The sequence below is a fragment of the Pseudomonas sp. P4_B4 genome (genome assembly GCF_056402255.1).
Map to the genome: position 1 here is coordinate 138,948 of NZ_JBFUHS010000010.1, position 16,681 is coordinate 155,628.

At 61.4% G+C, this 16,681-nt stretch carries 14 protein-coding genes and 1 pseudogene; 6 read left to right on the forward strand and 9 right to left on the reverse strand.

Annotated elements, in window-relative coordinates; all coding sequences use genetic code 11:
- The first annotated feature begins 6 nt into the window (after positions 1–6).
- Positions 7–1,224 (forward strand): 3-(3-hydroxy-phenyl)propionate transporter MhpT, encoded by a 1,218-nt coding sequence (mhpT, locus tag AC1DVE_RS13540; RefSeq protein WP_223532125.1) that lies wholly within the window; start codon positions 7–9, stop codon positions 1,222–1,224.
- 80 nt (positions 1,225–1,304) lie between these two features.
- Here mhpT and metC read toward each other — a convergent pair whose 3' ends face one another.
- The 7 genes from metC to AC1DVE_RS13575 all read right to left on the reverse strand — a co-directional run bounded on the left by metC (position 1,305) and on the right by AC1DVE_RS13575 (position 8,116).
- Positions 1,305–4,064: a cystathionine beta-lyase gene (metC, locus tag AC1DVE_RS13545; protein WP_223532123.1), complete on the reverse strand. Its 2,760-nt coding sequence runs from the start codon at positions 4,062–4,064 to the stop codon at positions 1,305–1,307.
- 58 nt (positions 4,065–4,122) lie between these two features.
- Positions 4,123–4,719, reverse strand: a complete 597-nt coding sequence (locus AC1DVE_RS13550) for a cysteine dioxygenase family protein (protein WP_223455557.1) — start codon at positions 4,717–4,719, stop codon at positions 4,123–4,125.
- Positions 4,720–4,736: 17 nt separating this feature from the next.
- Complete coding sequence (locus AC1DVE_RS13555) at positions 4,737–5,573, reverse strand: amino acid ABC transporter ATP-binding protein (protein WP_223455556.1); 837 nt, start codon at positions 5,571–5,573, stop codon at positions 4,737–4,739.
- Positions 5,560–6,348, reverse strand: a complete 789-nt coding sequence (locus AC1DVE_RS13560) for an amino acid ABC transporter permease (RefSeq protein ID WP_223455555.1) — start codon at positions 6,346–6,348, stop codon at positions 5,560–5,562. Before AC1DVE_RS13560 ends, AC1DVE_RS13555 begins: the two co-directional genes overlap by 14 nt.
- Entirely contained in the window at positions 6,338–7,072 is a 735-nt protein-coding gene (locus AC1DVE_RS13565; protein WP_223455554.1) for an amino acid ABC transporter permease, read from the reverse strand. Before AC1DVE_RS13565 ends, AC1DVE_RS13560 begins: the two co-directional genes overlap by 11 nt.
- Complete coding sequence (locus AC1DVE_RS13570) at positions 7,069–7,203, reverse strand: hypothetical protein (RefSeq protein ID WP_263287441.1); 135 nt, start codon at positions 7,201–7,203, stop codon at positions 7,069–7,071. The genes AC1DVE_RS13565 and AC1DVE_RS13570 overlap by 4 nt, the downstream gene beginning before the upstream one ends.
- Before the next feature lie 70 nt (positions 7,204–7,273).
- Positions 7,274–8,116 carry a transporter substrate-binding domain-containing protein gene (locus tag AC1DVE_RS13575; protein ID WP_223455552.1) on the reverse strand — a complete coding sequence of 281 codons (843 nt, stop codon included), beginning with the start codon at positions 8,114–8,116 and terminating at the stop codon, positions 7,274–7,276.
- 255 nt (positions 8,117–8,371) lie between these two features.
- On the opposite strand from AC1DVE_RS13575, the gene AC1DVE_RS13580 reads away from it, so the two are divergent.
- Together AC1DVE_RS13580 and AC1DVE_RS13585 are read left to right on the forward strand one after the other, a co-directional pair.
- Entirely contained in the window at positions 8,372–9,223 is an 852-nt protein-coding gene (locus AC1DVE_RS13580) for a LysR substrate-binding domain-containing protein (RefSeq protein ID WP_223455551.1), read from the forward strand.
- A gap of 215 nt (positions 9,224–9,438) precedes the next feature.
- A pseudogene (locus AC1DVE_RS13585) lies at positions 9,439–9,543 on the forward strand (arginine ABC transporter permease ArtQ); the annotation flags it as partial.
- Positions 9,544–9,756: 213 nt separating this feature from the next.
- Here AC1DVE_RS13585 and AC1DVE_RS13590 read toward each other — a convergent pair.
- Both AC1DVE_RS13590 and AC1DVE_RS13595 read right to left on the reverse strand, forming a co-directional pair.
- On the reverse strand, positions 9,757–10,392 hold the full coding sequence (locus tag AC1DVE_RS13590; protein ID WP_223455550.1) for a response regulator transcription factor: 636 nt from the start codon (positions 10,390–10,392) through the stop codon (positions 9,757–9,759).
- A 10-nt stretch (positions 10,393–10,402) separates the two neighbouring features.
- A complete protein-coding gene (locus tag AC1DVE_RS13595; RefSeq protein WP_223536225.1) occupies positions 10,403–12,676 on the reverse strand; it encodes a PAS domain-containing sensor histidine kinase in 2,274 nt (757 codons plus the stop codon).
- 219 nt (positions 12,677–12,895) lie between these two features.
- Between AC1DVE_RS13595 and AC1DVE_RS13600 the strand changes: the two genes are divergently transcribed.
- From AC1DVE_RS13600 to AC1DVE_RS13610, 3 genes are all read left to right on the forward strand, one after another.
- Entirely contained in the window at positions 12,896–14,518 is a 1,623-nt protein-coding gene (locus tag AC1DVE_RS13600) for an acyl-CoA synthetase (protein WP_223455548.1), read from the forward strand.
- A gap of 123 nt (positions 14,519–14,641) precedes the next feature.
- Positions 14,642–14,968 carry a DUF485 domain-containing protein gene (locus tag AC1DVE_RS13605; protein ID WP_223455547.1) on the forward strand — a complete coding sequence of 109 codons (327 nt, stop codon included), beginning with the start codon at positions 14,642–14,644 and terminating at the stop codon, positions 14,966–14,968.
- The gene (locus tag AC1DVE_RS13610) at positions 14,968–16,638 is read left to right on the forward strand and encodes a cation acetate symporter (protein ID WP_223455546.1); all 1,671 of its coding nucleotides are present in this window, start codon (positions 14,968–14,970) and stop codon (positions 16,636–16,638) included. The genes AC1DVE_RS13605 and AC1DVE_RS13610 overlap by 1 nt, the downstream gene beginning before the upstream one ends.
- The last annotated feature ends 43 nt before the right edge of the window (positions 16,639–16,681 follow it).

Consider the following 16,681-nt stretch of genomic DNA (forward strand, 5'->3'; position numbering starts at 1 on the left):
TCACCCATGGACAGTCCATCGCGTCGCTCGACGCTGACAATCGCTTTGTGCTTTATCGTTGCGCTGATCGAGGGGTTCGATCTGCAGGCTGCCGGCACCGCTGCCGCAGGATTGCGCCAGAGCTTTGCCCTGGACCCGAAGATGATGGGCTGGGTGTTCAGCGCCGGGATCATCGGTCTGCTGCCGGGTGCGTTTTTTGGCGGCTGGGTGGCCGATCGTATCGGCCGCAAGAAAATCCTCGTCGGCGCCGTGCTGCTGTTCGGTGTCTTCTCGCTCTGCACCGCCTATGTCGAGAGCTATTCCAGCCTGCTGCTGGTGCGCTTCATGACCGGCCTGGGCCTGGGTGCCGCCCTGCCCAACCTGATTGCCCTGTGTGCCGAGGCCGTAAGCGAGCGCCATCGCGGCACCGCCATCAGCGTCATGTACTGTGGCGTGCCCTTGGGCGGCGCGCTGGCGGCAGTGGTGGCGATGTTTTCCAGTGAACACTGGCAAACCACCTTCATCATCGGCGGTCTGACGCCCTTGCTGGTGGTGCCGCTAATGGCGCTGCTGCTGCCCGAATCCACTGCGTTTCGCCAGCAACACATCACGACCGCCAGCCCACGGTCGTCTACCGCCCAGGCGCTGTTCGGCGAAGGACGCGCACGTAGCACGCTGGCCTTGTGGTTGAGCTACTTCTTCACCCTGACCGTGATGTACATGCTGCTCAACTGGCTGCCCTCGCTGTTGCTGGAACAGGGTTTCACCAAGCCCCAGGCAGGCATGGTGCAGATGCTGTTCAACATAGGTGGGGCCATTGGTTCGCTACTCGGCGGGGTGATGCTGGACCGCTGCAACGGCCTGAAAGTGGTCCTGTTCGTGTACGCCGGAGTGTTGGCGGCGCTGGCCGGGGTCGGCCTGTCAGTGGGTATCGTGCCGATGGCCATCGCCGGGTTTGCCGTCGGGTTGTTCGTCATGGCCGCACAGCTGGTGCTGTACGCCCTGGCGCCCCCTTCCTACCCGACTTCGGTGCGCGCCACCGGTGTCGGCGCGGCCGTGGCCATCGGCCGGCTCGGCTCGGTGGCAGGTCCCCTGGCCGCCGGCCAGATCCTCGCCGCCGGTGCCGGCACCACTGGCGTGCTGCTGGCAACGTCACCAGGGCTGGTGATCGCTGCGCTGTCGATCCTGACCGTGATCGCCCGCAATGGAGCAACCACCGAGTCTCAACCGCAAGCTGCAAACTGAGCCCCGCCACCAGGGTGTCAGGAATGAAAATGCCCGGCAATGTGCCGGGCATTTTTTTATGAGCACCAGACCCGCTTCAATCAGTCGGAGTACCCCATGGCCCCAAACCCGCGCTGCAGATCTTCGATCAGCGCCTCAACATCCTCCAGCCCAACGTGCAATCGCAACACCGGATTCATTGAGCGATGCACCGCACTGTTGCGGTCCCTGGTATCGGCTACGGTGATCAGACTTTCATAGCCGCCCCAGGAAGCGCCCAGTCCGAACAACTGCAACCCATCGATGAAGCGCTCGACATGAGCAGCGTCCGCCTCTTTCAGTTCAAAGGACAGCAGACCGTTGCTGCCCGTGAAGTCCCGCTGCCACAAGGCATGGCCCGGATGATCGGGCAAGGCCGGATGGAACACCCGTTTGACTCGGGGGTGCGTTTGCAGCCAATGGGCGACTTCCAGCGCCTGGCGCTCATGCACCTCCAGTCGTGGCGCCAGGGTTCGCGCGCCACGTAGCACCAGATAGGCGTCGTCGGGGCTGACGGTCGCTCCAAAGTTGTCGCTCATGGACGCGAGTGCCGGCCACACTTCTTCCCGGGTGCAAACGCTGCCCATGACCACATCGCTGTGGCCACACAGGTACTTCGTCAGCGCCATGATCGAGATATCCGCGCCCAGTGCCAGCGGTCGGTACAGGTAACCCGAGCCCCAGGTGTTGTCGACGGCCAGCAGAATGCCTCGCGGTTTGCACAGGGCGGCGATGGCCGGCAAGTCGCAGAGTTCGTACAGCAAGGAACCTGGCACTTCGGTGTAGACCATTCTGGTGTTGGCTTGCAGTCGGGCCTGCAAATCACTGCCGTCCGGGGTGAAGTAGCTGACCTGGATGCCAAAGGGCTCGAGAAACTCCCGGGCCAGACGTCGCACCGGTGCGTACACCGCATCGGTGATCAGCACATGATCGCCGGGCCGCAGGTAGGCCAGAAACACCTGTGCGACCGCCGCCAGACCGGTGCCGAACAATCGCGTGCGATACCCCCCCTCCAGTTCAGTGACCAGGTCTTCGAGGGCGAACGCCGTCGGGTTGCCACGGGCACCGTAACTCAGCACACGCTCGTGATCACGGCGGGCTCGAGCGTCGCGCATTTGCGCCAGGTTGTCGAACAGCACAGTGCTCAAACGGGTGACGGGTACGTTGACTGACCGACCGCCACCCCCTGGCTCGGTGCGCGCGGCATGCACCAGACGAGTGCGTACCCGTGCGCCCACACGAGTTTGAGGTTGCAGCGGTTTGAGACTGGCGAGTTCGTCGTCACTCATCTGCGCCAGCAAGCCGATTTCCCAGGCCAGATACTGACGCGCCGCATCCTTGTTGCCGGTGTGGCGGTCATGGGTAAAAAACAGAAAATCGATGCATTGATCATCGGCTGGCGAGTCCGGACTTTCCTGCACGCCAAGGCCCTCTGCGTGCCACGCCGCGAGTCCGCCGTCCAGCCATCGGATGCCCGTGCGCTGGGCTTCAGGCAGTTCCCGGGCAACCAGCGCGGCCAGCCGCGGATCGTCGGCCATCAGCACCAGAGGCCGCTGCTCATCCGCGACATGCGTCGCCAACAGCGAGCGGATCGACCAGCGCGAGCCGCTGATGTGTCCCTTGCGATAGGCCATGCTCGGGCGCAAGTCGACCAGCACAACGGCGTCATCCTTCAACGCATCGGCCAGCGCCCGCGCCGTGATCGATGGCAACAGGTCGTGGCCGATCACTTCACCTGCGGACAACGCCAGACCGCTGCTGACGCCACCTGCCAGTACATACGCCTCGTGCCCCAACTGGCGCAGCCAACTGACGACAATGGGCGCACGCACGCCATCGCTGTCGATCAGCACTAGCCGCGCCCGGCGCACGCCGATATACAGATCAGTGGATTGAATCAACTGCCCGCCCGGTGTGTGTTGTGCGCCGGGCAGGCTGCCGGCAGCGAACTCTTCAGCGGTGCGCACGTCGCACAGAAACAGGCTGCGCCCGGCATCGTTGGCCCACTGCTCGACCTGGGCAGCTGCAACCGTTTTCACACCGCAACGCTCCCCCAGTCTGGCAGCCGCCAGTCGCTGCGCGGCCAAGGGTGCATCGGACACGGCATCGGCATAACGACGGGAGCTGCCGTGCTCCAGCGGAAAATCTTCCAGGTACCAGCCCTGGGTTCCGTTTTCCAACGCGTAGATCGGGTTTTTCAAACCCAGGTTGATCAGCGTTTGCGCGCCGATGATGCTGCGGGTTCGCCCGGCGCAATTGACCACGACCGGTGTTTTTTCGTCTGGCACCAGGTCATGGATGCGATACCCCAACTCACCGTTCGGGCAGCACACGGAACCGGGAATGGTCATCTTGCGGTATTCATCGAACGGGCGGCCGTCGAGCACCACCAAAGGCTCGCCCCGGGTTTGCCATTCGGCCAGTTGCTGTGCGGTGACATGCGGCGTGTGACTGACCTCTTCGACCAACTCGCCAAACGCCTTGGACGGTACATGCACACCGGCAAACAGCTGAAAACCGGCGGCCTGCCAGCCATCGACACCGCCCTCCAGAACGTGCACGCAACTGTACCCCAGCGCTTGCAGGCGCTCGGCGGAACGCGAGGCAACGTCGCCGCCATTCTGGTCATGGATCACCAGCCGCACCTGAGGATTCGGCGCCAGGCGCCGCACCTCCAGCTCCAGTCGGCTGTAGGGCAGGTTGACCCCGAAAAACAGATGGGCCTCGCCATACTGGCCGTGCTCGCGCACATCAAACAAGGCGATTTCCTGCCCGTCGAACAGCCACTGCTGCAATTGCCCTGGGGTTACGGTCTGGCTCATGGAAGTCCTGTTCGAAAGAGAATTATTGAAGCGCCAGAGAGCGCTCGTTGGCCGCCACTTATGCGTAGGCTTTGATCGACGGCGCCATTTGCGAGGCGTTGTAATTGAGAATGCGCCCGTCGGCCTCGACGCCGTAGCGACCGTTGAGGGACTCCAGCGGCAGACCGTAGAGATGGAAATGCAAGGTCGCCTGCTCACCCTCGACGCGAATGCCATGCAGGTTTTCCCCGAAAAACGAGATCGACGTGCCGGGTTGCACGATCACTTCCTTTTCCAGATGCAAGGTGGTGAAGCCCGGCTCGCGACCTTCGTCATCACGGCGGTAAACGTAGTTGATCTCCTGGCCTTCGACGGCACTGATGATCGCCCAGGTTTCGTGGTTGTGAGGGATGGTGCTTTTGCCCGGCAACAGCGAGTTCAGGTACAGCGTTGGCGTATCGCCGTCGTCATTCAGGCGGTAGCGAAATGCTGTGCTGCCCTGCCCCGGCACTGGTGCGGGAAACGCGTCGAAATTGAACAGGTCACGACGCTCGGCCAGTGCTTCGAGCAGGGCAACAATTTCCGACAGCGCGGCGCGGTCGACGCCGCGTTGATTGATGACACGGATTTTCTTCAGGAAATCCTCGATGACGACGGCACGGTTTTCAGTACTCATGAACAGGCTCCTCGGTATTAGACGGACAGGCTGTAGCGACCCAGGTTGGTCAGCAGGTAAGGGTCGTTGGCGACGACGGGACGGCGCCCCGGATCACCCAATGCATGGCGCAGGAATTCCCGGGTGCGCTCGCTGGTGGGATGCTGGAAAATCTGTGCGGCGCTGCCGTGCTCGACGATCACGCCGTTTTCGGTGAAGTAGACGATGTCGCTGATCTCTTCGGCGAAACGCATCTCGTGGGTGACCAGCACGCAGGTCATGCCCTCTTCGGTCAACTCGCGGATCACCGTCAGCACCTCGCCAACGGTTTCCGGGTCAAGGGCCGAGGTCACTTCATCGAACAGGATCAGTTCCGGGCGCATCGCCAGTGCCCGGGCAATCGCCACGCGCTGCTGCTGGCCGCCGGACAGTTGTCCCGGATAGGCATCGGCCTTGTGCTCCATGCGCACTTTGGCCAGCAAGGCACGCGCGTCTTTTTCGGCTTCGGCCCGGCTGCGCCCCAACACCTTGCGCGGTGCAATCACCAGGTTCTCCAGCACCGACAGATGCGGGAACAGGTTGTACTGCTGAAAGACAAACCCCACGCGCTTGCGCAACTCGATGCGCTGGGCTTCCTGGACCAGTGTGTGAACCTCGGTGGTGCCGACGCGGATGCTGCCGCGCTGGGGCTGCAACAGCCCGGTGATGCAGCGCAGGATGGTCGACTTGCCGGAGCCGGACGGGCCGATGATCGACACCGCCTGACCACGGTGCACGTCAAGGTTGATACCTTTGAGTACCGGGTTGCTGGCGAACGACAGGTGCAGATCGCGCAGGCTGACCAATGGCTCGGCGACGGTTTCAGTAAAAGGCATAACGTCGCTCCAGGCGTTGGGTGAGTCGGGAAATCGGGTAGCAGTAAGCGAAGAACAGCACCAGCAGGCTCAGGTAGATCACCACAGTGAAGCCGGTCATGTTCACGGTGTTGCTGGCAATTTGCGCGGTGTCGATCACGTCATGCACGCCCACCAAAGAGGCCAGCGCCGTGCCCATGGTGATCACCGCATACAGGTTCATCCACGGCGGCAACATGCGCTTGAAGCACTGCGGCAGGATGATCGAGCGGAAAATCTGTCCGCGGCTGAACGCCAGCGAACGGGCCGCTTCCCACTGCGTGCTCGGGATCGAAGCAATGGCGCCACGGAAGATTTCCGCGACGTTGGCACTCGCCGGCAACGCCAACCCGAGGGTGACCTTGACCCAGCCGGGGAACGAGACATAGGCGCTGCCGATCCTGATCTCGAACGGGAACACATAGGTGGTGAAATAGATCAGCACCAGCCACGGCGCATTGCGGAAAACCTGGACCCAGATCCGTGCTGGCAAGCGCAGCAGACGCAGCGGCGACAAGGCCAGCGCACCCACCAGCAACCCCAGCAGCGAACCCAATGCGATCGCGACCAGACTGATCAGGATGTTCTGGCCAAAGCCTGCGGCCAGGGCCGGCGACCATTGCAGCAATGCCTTGAACACCGGGCTGTGCGGTGCAAGCCACAACAGCCAGGGCACGGCGCAGATCAACAGCAACAACTTGCCGACATGTCGCCGCGGCCAGGCCTGCGGCGCGGGGACGGACGATTCAATGGCCATAGCCGGGCATCCTCAGGCGCGCTTCCAGAGAGCGCCCCACACAATTGACGATAAAACTCAGCAGGCCGAAAAAGCTCAGGATCAGAATCATCAGTTCCAGCACGTTATCGCTCTGGGTCCAGATCATGATCGACGCGTAGGTGATGTCGCCGACCGCAATGGCCGAGGCGACGGCGGTCATCTTCACCAGGTCGATCAGGTTGTTGATCAGTGACGGCAGAGCGAAGCGCAGGGCCAGCGGCAGTTGCACGTTCCACAACAACTGACGACTGCTCAACGCCAGCGAACTGGCCGCTTCCAGCGTCACCGCCGGCACGGCCTCGATGCCAGCGCGCAAGGCTTCGGCATGAAACGCGCCCTTATGCAGCGAGATCACGATCACCACCCAGGCGAATGGCGTCAGCGGGTTCGCCGCGCCGACGGCCTGGGTCAGTAACATGTTCAACACCAGGAACGCGCAATACAGCTGCACCAGCGTCGGCGTGTTGCGGGTGACCTCAACGAACACCCGCGCCGGTTTCGCCAGCCACGGTTTGCCCGACGTCAGCATCGCCGCCAAGCCGACACCGGCGAGCAAACTGCCGACGATGGTGAACAGGCACAACCACACCGTGGTCAGGGCCCCCTGTTCCAGGGATCCACGCTGATAGGTGTCCAGGAGAAAGCTGTAGTTCAGGCCGAACCCGGCGGCCCAGTGGACGAAAAGCTCCAGCCAGTGACTCATGCTGTACCCCGCAATTGCGCGCAGGCACGAGCGATGCGGCGTCCGGCTTCAGCGACGCTGTCAGTCGCGGTCGCGGTGGCGCCGGCCAGGCACTGCGAGGTCAGGGCTTTAGCGGAAAAATGACGATTCATGCACGACTGCCTTGAGCGGCCGTCGCCTCATGCGGCGGCCTGTTGGATACGATGAAGTGAAGAACCGGCGTCAGGCGCCATTGGCCTGGAACTGCTTTTGCAATTCGACCAGCGCCGGTGACGCAGGCGTGATGTGGTTGCGGGTCTGGGCTTCAATCAACCAGCCGCTGCGGTGCAGGTCCTTGACGATGGGGTCGAGCCTGGCCTGGGTGTCGCTTTCACCACGACGAGTCCAGATCACCGAAGGCGCCGGGTTCAGTTCCGGTGTGATCGTGCGATAGCCCTGCCATTCGGCACTGTCGGCGATCAACGGGTTGACCAGCGTAGCGTCATGCACCGCCGCGACGCAGTTGTTGCCGCGCAACGCCAGCAAGGATTCGGACGAGCTCTTGAAGGCCTTGATTTCAGCGCCCAACCCGGTGAGCGGCTTGATGTAACTGCTGCCCTGGGAAGTGCAGACCGGCTGACCCTTGAGATCCTCCCAGCGGCTGATCTTGCTGTCCTTGAGTACCGCGGCGGTGCCGCCAACCCGGTAAAACGGCGTCGGCAAAAACCCGAGGATTTCGCCGCGTTCGGCGGTCCATTCCATATTGGCGATCAGCAGATCGACCTTGCCCTGTTGCAAGAACTGCACGCGATTGGCGGGTAAAACCGGCACCAGCTCCACTTCAGCGCCCAACCGCCGCCCCAGCTCCTGAGCCAGTTCGACGTTCAATCCGCGCGGCTTCTGTGTGGCCGGATCAATCCCGCCAAAAGGACCTCCCGACAACAGGACACCGACCACCAGCACATGCCGTTGCTCGATCTTGTCCAGGGTTGCATCAGCCTGGGCGCCGGCACTGACGGCCAGCGAAATCAAGGAACCTAACATCACGGGCAATATTCGTTTTAAAGGCGCGTGCTTGAGCAACATGGATTTCCCCCCATTGGATGATCGGCGTCCCCCGATCCGGTATGAGGGCATCCTAGGTATCGCGTTGAGGTAACGGAAATGCAGATATCTAATATCGTTATAACTTGCCGTATATCAGTTTGTACCTCAGATCACCAAGCCCAGCACTTACTGGCTTATTTGCTACTCAAGATCGCTAAAGCCTTACAAACACATAACGTTATCTGATATTAATGTTTGCACTGCTGATGTAAAAACGCCCTCGGAAAAAACGCCATGTCGACGCTCGATCTCGAACTGTTGCGCACCTTCATTGCCGTCGTGGATCACCACAGTTTCGCCGAGGCCGGTGTGCAACTGGCACGCACGCAATCATCCGTCACGCAACACATGCAACGCCTGGAGCAACAGGTCGGGGTCAGCCTGTTCGAGAAACGTGGACGGCAAAAGCACCTCACTGAACCCGGCTTGCAATTGCTGCGACACGCCCGGCAAATGCTCTCGCTCAACGACGATGCCTTGACCTCCCTGCGTGAAAGCAGCTTGAGCGGGGTACTGCGCATCGGCTCCCCCCATGACATCGCCGACACCATCCTGCCACCGATCCTCAGTCACATCGCTCGCTCGGCCCCGCGTTTGCGCCTGGAAATCGACGTCGGCCGAAGCCCTTTCCTGATGGACGATCTGCACCGTGGCAAGGTCGACATGGTGATCTCTACCCGTGAAGACCCGAACCTCGAAGGCTTTGCCCTGCGCACTTCACCGGTGTGGTGGATCTGTTCGGCGGATTACATCCACACCCCCGGCGAACCCCTGCCGCTGATTCTGGTGGATGAGCCAAGCATCTACCGCCGCTACGCCCTGGAAGCCCTGGAGCGTGCGAACATTGCCTGGCGCCAGGCTTACCTCGCCTCGAACCTGATCGGCATCAAGGCGGCGACACGTGCAGGTCTGGGCGTCACCCCCAGAAGCATGGAAATGCTCGGCCCGGACATGCGGGTGCTGGGTGAAAACGACGGGTTGCCGCGCCTGCCCGACGTCACCTATCACCTGTGGATTCGGTCCAATACCGTCAATCCCCTGGTACGTCGAGCCTATGAGTTGATCCGCAACAGCCGCGGGCATTGAATGCCGAAGGGGCGTTGCGCCCGTTCGCCGTTTCAACCGTTTCTACACCCGTCAAATCGGCGCACTGCAAGAGCGCCTGCTTCAAGCCGAATTTGCATAGAGTCGATAGCCGTCTCAACTGAATGGCAGCTGCCTGTGGATTCAACCGGTCGACGCAACAGATTGGCTGAATCGTTCCGCAGGTGTTTCGTAGTTTAGTGTTTTCCGAGGGCGGCTATTTAGCGGCCTTGCGATTGTCACCGCTCAAATGGCTGGCCATGCTCGGAGAAAGTTACACCACCTTGATTCGCGGTATTCCAGACCTGGTGTTGATCCTGCTGTTCTAGAGATGTTTCCTTCGCCAACTACATGCTGAATCGCCTCGGGTTTCGTAGATACCTTGAAGGCAAACTCAATCAAGTAGTGAAAGAAATCCAACACACGCTTCTTGCTGATTGCGGCCTGGCGCCACTGGCAGCCTGGGCCAGTGACCGTCAAGCCGCGAGGACCATGACGAAGTAGCCGGCAACATTGGAAATATAAGGAGCGAGGAATCAACGCAACTTCAGCGGGTCGACCATCTGCGACGCGATGGCCATGCCCACCAGGTCCGGCAGCGTGTTGGCCTGCATGCGTTTCATGACGCGCGCGCGATACAGATCAACGGTTTTTGCGCTCACGCCCAGTTGCTCCGCGATTTCGCGGGTGGTGTATCCCTGCACCAGCGGCAACATGACATCGCGCTCGCGCGGGGTCATGCTCAGCAAGCGCGTCTGCAAGGCGTCATGGCCCCGGTTGCCCGAGCGGTTGGCTGCACAGTTGCTGAGTGCCTGTTGCACGCTGTCCAGCAACAGCTGCTCGTTGTAGGGTTTCTCGATAAAATCATGGGCACCGGCCTTGAACGCGCGCACCACGATCGGCACATCCGCGTGCCCGCTGACGAAGATGATCGGCAAGTCCAGTTGGCGTACGCGCATTTCTTCCTGCACGTTCAATCCGCCCATGCCGGGCATGCGCACGTCCAGCAGCACGCAGGCATCGAGACTTGCATCGCAGGCATCGAGGAACGCGACGCCACTGGTAAACGGCAAGGCCTTGAGCCCGACCGACTCCAATAACCAGACCGTCGATTCGAGCATGCCCTGGTCATCATCGACCACGTACACAACCTGCTCCGTTACACCTGCCATTACCTGATTCCTATTGTTGTTGTTTTGTTGGGCCGGCAAGCGGCAGGCGGCAACACATCAGCAGCCCGACAGGCTGGCGCCGGGCATTCAATTCGCCACCGAAACCTTCGATAATGCTGCGGCTCATGGACAGACCGAGCCCCAGGCCATCGGCCTTGCTGGTGTAGAACGGGGTAAATATCTGTTCCAGTTCCGGCTCGCTGACGCCCGGCCCCTGGTCTCGCACACGGATTTCCACGCAGGCGCCATTGCCTTGCTCCACGGTCATCACGATCAGCGAAGGTAGCCCGGGATGTTGTTCACGGTTGGCGTCGATGGCATTGCGCAACAGATTGAGCAGCACCTGTTCCAGCAATACGCGGTCGGCATAAACGGGTGGCAGATTATCCGGCAGTCGATCCTCGATTGTCACTTGGCAATTACTCGCCTCCCAGGCACACAAACGCACGGCTTCGCGGGCGACGTCGGTCAAGTTCAACGCCTGCATGCGCCGCTGCCCCTTGCGCAAAAAGGAGCGTAACCGCCGGATCACTTCGGAGGCGTGGGTGGCGTGATGGGTAATGCGTTCCAGGCCTTGCGTCACCCTTGCAGCGGCCTGGGGATTGGAATCCAGCGTCTGCAAATAGCGCTGGCTCGCATTCGCATAATTGACCACGGCAGCCAGCGGCTGGTTGATTTCGTGGGCGATCCCCGAGGCCAGTTCACCGAGGGTGACCAGCCGCGCGGTGTGTGCCAGTTCGTCCTGATGACGGCGCTGTTGCACTTCCCGCAGCTCGCGCTCGGTCATGTCGCGCGCGACCAATGAGTAATAACGCTCGCCGCCGGCGGAACGGTGCGCCAACAGTACCAGCGACACCGGCACGGATGTACCGCCACCCGGTGGTTGCAACCGCGCATCGGTGCTCCAGACACCGTCGCGCTCAGCGCTCCGCCAGCCATCGCGTTGCAGGCGCGCAAGGTCGCCGCTGGCGAACAACGCGGCCAGGGCCGGCATGGGTTGTTGCTCATCAATCCCGAGGATGCGGCGCGCGGCTGGATTGAGGTAAGTGACCTGGCCCTCGGGGGCGATGAACAACACCGGATCGATGTTGGCCTCGACCACTTCGGCCAGGCGTCGCTTGTTCTCCTCGGCCTGCACTCGGGCGGTGATGTCCCGGGATACGCTGACGACTTCGACCACAGCCCCGGTGTAGGTTTCCCGGATCGCCCGGCTGGCAGTTTCGAACCACAGGTAATGGCCGTCGCGATGGCGGATGCGATAAGTCATGGTGTGATAGCCATCCTGCTCCAGCGCATCACGCGCGCGCTGCACCAGACCGGCCAGATCCTGGCCATGAAACAGGCCCTGGGCCAATTTCCCGCGCAACTCTTCGGGCCAGTAACCGAGCAAGGTCCAGGATGCCGGTGACGCATCGATAACGTGCCCATCCGGCGTGTGGCGGGAAATCAGGTCGGTCGTGTTTTCGATGATCAGCCGGTACAGCCGCCGTGCGGTGGCCGCCTCACGCTCCGCCAGCACTTGGGCCGTGGCGTCGCGGCAACGGGCGAGCACTCGGTTGTCCTGGGGATCGGGGATGAACGTCCAGATCAGGATCTGCGCTTCAAACTGAGCCTCGACGCCTTCGACGGCGCGTTGCTGGTCCAGGCAGGCACGCACCAGCACCCGATGATTGACCGGTAAAAAACCCAACACATCGGTCAGCGACTTCTCGGCGAGCAGCGCCATCAGTGCCGCGTTGAACTCCAGCGGTCGACCTTGTGCATCGAGCAGCAGGCTCGGTTGTGGGTCGTGGCCCAGCAGCGGCGAACCACGCAGCATGCCGTTGACACTGCTCAGCAGCGTCGTCAGCAAATCCTGAACCCAGCCCAGCCAATCGAGACTCACGCCCTCGCACACTTGCACCAGCAACAACCCCGGCTGCCCCGTCTGCAAGGCCAGATCGAATACCTGGCCATGACTGATCGCGGCCCGCCGCAACCGGCCGGACAACCAGCAATCGAGTTGACGGACTTGAGCCAGGTCCAGGCGCCCTGCCTCGCCCAGATGCTCGAAGAGCAACTGGTCGCTGGCCAGCGCCGGGTCGCCAAGTCCCGGCGGAAAATGCTGGGCGGCGCCCTCATGGCTGTAGATCCGCGCATTGGGCTGCCAACTCAGGTAAACCGCCCGCTGCACCTCGGGGCAATCCTGCAGCGCCCGACACAACGCATCGGCCCGGGCGGCCAGAGACACGCCCTCGCGCTGCAGGCGCAACCAACTGTGCAATCGAACGGGAGTCAGGGTCATTGCGGGTCCACTTCGTCAGGGAAACCAAGCATATACCAGCCTTGGAAGGCTGGCGGCGGTGATTTGGAGTCAAAAGAATAAAATATAGTATATATACTATACCTAGTAGGTTGTACTTCCATACTCACAGCAGAATGTTATATAAGGTAATCCGGACTTTGAAGGTGACCTCGGCGAGGTCAACCATAGAGCTAACAATCAGCCATTGAGTACCCGCACATGTCTATCTATGACCAAGGCCTAGGCCCTTCGGCTGTCAACCACATTGCCTTGTCTCCGCTCAGCTTCATCGAGCGCACCGCCAGCACTTATCCGAACCACCCCGCCGTTATCCACGGTTCGATTCGTCGCACCTGGGCGCAGACCTACACCCGTTGCCGACGTCTGGCCTCGGCGCTGGCCGGTCGCGGTATCGGCAAGGACGACACGGTCGCGGTGATGCTGCCCAACATTCCCGAGATGCTTGAAGTGCATTTCGGTGTGCCGATGATCGGCGCCGTGCTCAACCCGCTCAACGTGCGCCTCGATGCCGAGGCGATCGCCTTCATGCTGCAGCATGGCGAGGCCAAGGTGTTGATTACCGACCGCGAGTTCCATGATGTGATCCAGGCGGCGCTTGGCATGCTCGATCACCCGCCTCTGGTGATCGACGTCAATGACCCGGAATACGGTGAAGGCCAGGCCGCGAGCGACCTGGACTACGAAGCGTTGTTGGCCGAAGGCGACCCGGCATTCGACTGGCAATGGCCGGTCGACGAGTGGCAAGCCATTTCGCTGAATTACACGTCAGGCACCACCGGCAACCCCAAGGGCGTGGTCTACCACCATCGCGGCGCTTACCTGAGCGCATTGGGCAACCAGATGACCTGGGCCATAGGCAACCATCCGGTGTACCTCTGGACCCTGCCGATGTTCCATTGCAATGGCTGGTGCTACCCATGGACCATCACCGCCCTGGCGGGTGTGCACGTTTTCCTGCGCCGGGTCGATCCACAGAAAATCCTCACGCTGATCCGCGAGCATCAGGTCACTCACCTGTGCGGTGCGCCGATCGTGCTCAATGCACTGGTGAACATGCCCGAATCAGCGAAAGCGGCCATCGATCACCCGGTCAACGCCCTGGTCGCGGGCGCTGCGCCACCGGCCAAAGTGATCGGTGCCGTCGAAGAGATGGGCATCAAGGTCACTCACGTGTTTGGCCTGACCGAAACCTATGGCCCGGTGACGGTCTGCGCGTGGCACGCCGAATGGGATGAGTTTTCTCTGGAGGAGCGGGCGCAAATCAAGTCGCGACAGGGCGTGCGCTACCCGACTCTGGAAGGCGTGATGGTCGGCGATTGCACAACGCTGGAACCAACCCCGCGTGACGGCCAGACCATCGGTGAGATCTTCCTGCGCGGCAACACTGTCATGAAGGGCTACCTGAAGAACCCGACCGCCACTGCCGAAGCGTTCGAGGGCGGCTGGTTCCACACCGGTGACCTGGCCGTCTGGCATCCCGACGGTTACGTCGAAATCAAGGACCGGCTCAAGGACATCATCATCTCGGGCGGCGAGAACATTTCTACCATCGAACTCGAAGGCGTGCTCTATCGCCACCCGGGCGTGCTGGAAGCAGCCGTGGTCGCGCGTCCCGATGAGAAATGGGGCGAAACGCCCTGCGCCTTCATCACCTTGAAGGCTGATCACCAGGACGTTCGCGAGGCCGACATCATCAGTTTCTGCCGTGAGCATCTGGCCGGATTCAAGGTACCGCGAACAGTGGTTTTCACGCTCTTGCCGAAGACTTCCACAGGCAAGATCCAGAAGTACGTATTGCGCGACCGGGCCAAGGCGCTCTAACCCCATCTGACATTGCAACCATCAAGCAGCAGGTCTTTGCCCTGCTGCTGCGGGTTCGTGCAGGCCGAATTCAGCAGTGCCCTGCCCCTACACAACGACAACAAAAACAATGTGGAGCTACCAATGACCGACATCCATTCAACCGATACCCAACGTTGCGAACGCATTCGGAGCAATCCGAAATTCCTTCAACTGGTGAGCAGCCGTTCACGCCTGGCCTGGTCGTTGAGCGCCGTTGTATTGGGCACCTATTACCTGTTCATGCTGGTGGTGGCGTTTGCCCCGCAGTGGCTGCATGCACCACTGGGCGAACATCGGATGTTGACCTTGGGCATGCCGGTGGGCGCGGCAATCATCGTGTTTTCCTGGTTACTGACCGGTTGGTATGTCTACAGCGCCAATACCCGTTTTGACGCCCTGGGCGCAGCCATTATCGAGGAGAGCAAGTGATGACTCTGTTGCGTAAACTGATCCTCGCCGCTACCGGTCTGCTGCCAGCCTCCATTGCACTCGCCGCGCCGACGATGGGCGCGGTGGAAAAGCAACCACTGAACCTGAATGCGATCGGCATGTTCTTCGTGTTCGTCCTCGGCACGCTGGCCATCACTTGGTGGGCCGCGCGCCAAACCAAATCCACCTCGGACTTTTACACGGCGGGCGGTGGTATCACCGGGTTCCAGAATGGCCTGGCGATTGCCGGCGACTACATGTCCGCAGCCACCCTGTTGGGGCTTTCCAGTCTGGTATTCGCCAAGGGTTACGATGGCTTCATCTATACCATCGGCTTCTTCGTTGGCTGGCCCATCATTACCTTCCTGATGGCCGAGCGTCTGCGCAACCTCGGGCGTTATACCTTCGCCGACATCGTTTCCTATCGACTGGACCAGAACAAGGTGCGGATCTTCGCAGCCTTCGGCTCGCTGACGGTGGTGTGCTGCTACCTGATCGTGCAGATGGTCGGTGCCGGCCAACTGATCAAATTGCTGTTCGGCCTCGACTACCCGGTCGCGGTGATGATCGTTGGCGCGCTGATGCTGATCTACGTGATCTTCGGCGGAATGATCGCCACCACCTGGGTCCAGATCATCAAGGCTGTGCTGCTGCTCGTCGGCGGCACCACCCTCGCGGTCATGGCCATGTCGCAGTTCGGTTTCAGCTATGAAACCCTGGCCGAAAAAGCCGTCAGTGTTCACGCCAGTGGCTGGAACATCATGGGCCCGGGCTCTCTGCTCGCCAACCCGATAAACACCGTGTCGATGTCGCTGGGCCTGGTGTTCGGGATTGCCGGACTGCCGCACATCCTGATGCGTTTCTTCACCGTGCCGAGCGCTAAGGAAGCCCGCAAGTCAGTGTTCTACGCCACCGGTTTCATCGGTTTCTTCTTCCTCGTGGTCTGCACCCTGGGTTTTGTCTCAATGGTGATCATCGGCACCGATCCGCAGTACTACGTCAATGGCGAAGTCGGCGGTGCCTTGATTGGCGGCGGCAACATGGTTGCCATGCACCTGGCCAAAGCTGTCGGCGGCAATCTGTTCTTCGGTTTCCTCGCCGCAGTAGCGTTCGCAACCATCCTTGCGGTGGTGTCCGGCCTGGCGCTGGCCGGTGCTTCGGCGATTTCCCATGACCTTTACGCCACCGTGTACAAGAAAGGCACCGCCACCGAGAAGCAGGAAATGCGCGTGACCCGCATGGCCACTGTGGGCCTGGGCATCATCGCGATTGTGCTGGGCATTGTGTTCGAGAAGATGAACGTCGCCATTCTGGTTGGCCTGACGTTCGGCATCGCCGCTTCGACCAACTTCCCGGTGCTGATCATGGCCATGTACTGGAAAGGCCTGACGACCAAAGGCGCGATCCTCGGCGGTTTTGCCGGGCTGATCTGCGCGCTGGCACTGGTGATCCTGTCGCCACCGGTCTGGGTGACTGTACTCGGTCATGCGCAAGCGATCTTCCCGTACGACCATCCGGCGCTGTTCTCCATGCCGCTGGCCTTCCTGGTGATCATCGTGGTGTCCAGGCTCGACCGCAGTGCGCGCGCCGACAAGGAGCGTGACGCCTACGCCGACCAATTCGTTCGCGCTCAGACCGGCCTCGGCGCTGCCGCCGCTTCCAGCCATTGACTAAAGGGGCACGGCCCGCCTGTGCGGCGCTGTGCCCATGACA

What these genes read in the sequence shown, in the direction of transcription:
- mhpT (WP_223532125.1), top strand. Translation starts at nt 7, where the DNA reads ATGGACAGTCCATCGCGTCGCTCGACGCTGACAATCGCTTTGTGCTTT.
- metC (WP_223532123.1), bottom strand. Translation starts at nt 4,064, where the DNA reads ATGAGCCAGACCGTAACCCCAGGGCAATTGCAGCAGTGGCTGTTCGAC.
- AC1DVE_RS13550 (WP_223455557.1), bottom strand. Translation starts at nt 4,719, where the DNA reads ATGAGTACTGAAAACCGTGCCGTCGTCATCGAGGATTTCCTGAAGAAA.
- AC1DVE_RS13555 (WP_223455556.1), bottom strand. Translation starts at nt 5,573, where the DNA reads ATGCCTTTTACTGAAACCGTCGCCGAGCCATTGGTCAGCCTGCGCGAT.
- AC1DVE_RS13560 (WP_223455555.1), bottom strand. Translation starts at nt 6,348, where the DNA reads ATGGCCATTGAATCGTCCGTCCCCGCGCCGCAGGCCTGGCCGCGGCGA.
- AC1DVE_RS13565 (WP_223455554.1), bottom strand. Translation starts at nt 7,072, where the DNA reads ATGAGTCACTGGCTGGAGCTTTTCGTCCACTGGGCCGCCGGGTTCGGC.
- AC1DVE_RS13570 (WP_263287441.1), bottom strand. Translation starts at nt 7,203, where the DNA reads ATGAATCGTCATTTTTCCGCTAAAGCCCTGACCTCGCAGTGCCTGGCC.
- AC1DVE_RS13575 (WP_223455552.1), bottom strand. Translation starts at nt 8,116, where the DNA reads ATGTTGCTCAAGCACGCGCCTTTAAAACGAATATTGCCCGTGATGTTA.
- AC1DVE_RS13580 (WP_223455551.1), top strand. Translation starts at nt 8,372, where the DNA reads ATGTCGACGCTCGATCTCGAACTGTTGCGCACCTTCATTGCCGTCGTG.
- AC1DVE_RS13590 (WP_223455550.1), bottom strand. Translation starts at nt 10,392, where the DNA reads ATGGCAGGTGTAACGGAGCAGGTTGTGTACGTGGTCGATGATGACCAG.
- AC1DVE_RS13595 (WP_223536225.1), bottom strand. Translation starts at nt 12,676, where the DNA reads ATGACCCTGACTCCCGTTCGATTGCACAGTTGGTTGCGCCTGCAGCGC.
- AC1DVE_RS13600 (WP_223455548.1), top strand. Translation starts at nt 12,896, where the DNA reads ATGTCTATCTATGACCAAGGCCTAGGCCCTTCGGCTGTCAACCACATT.
- AC1DVE_RS13605 (WP_223455547.1), top strand. Translation starts at nt 14,642, where the DNA reads ATGACCGACATCCATTCAACCGATACCCAACGTTGCGAACGCATTCGG.
- AC1DVE_RS13610 (WP_223455546.1), top strand. Translation starts at nt 14,968, where the DNA reads ATGACTCTGTTGCGTAAACTGATCCTCGCCGCTACCGGTCTGCTGCCA.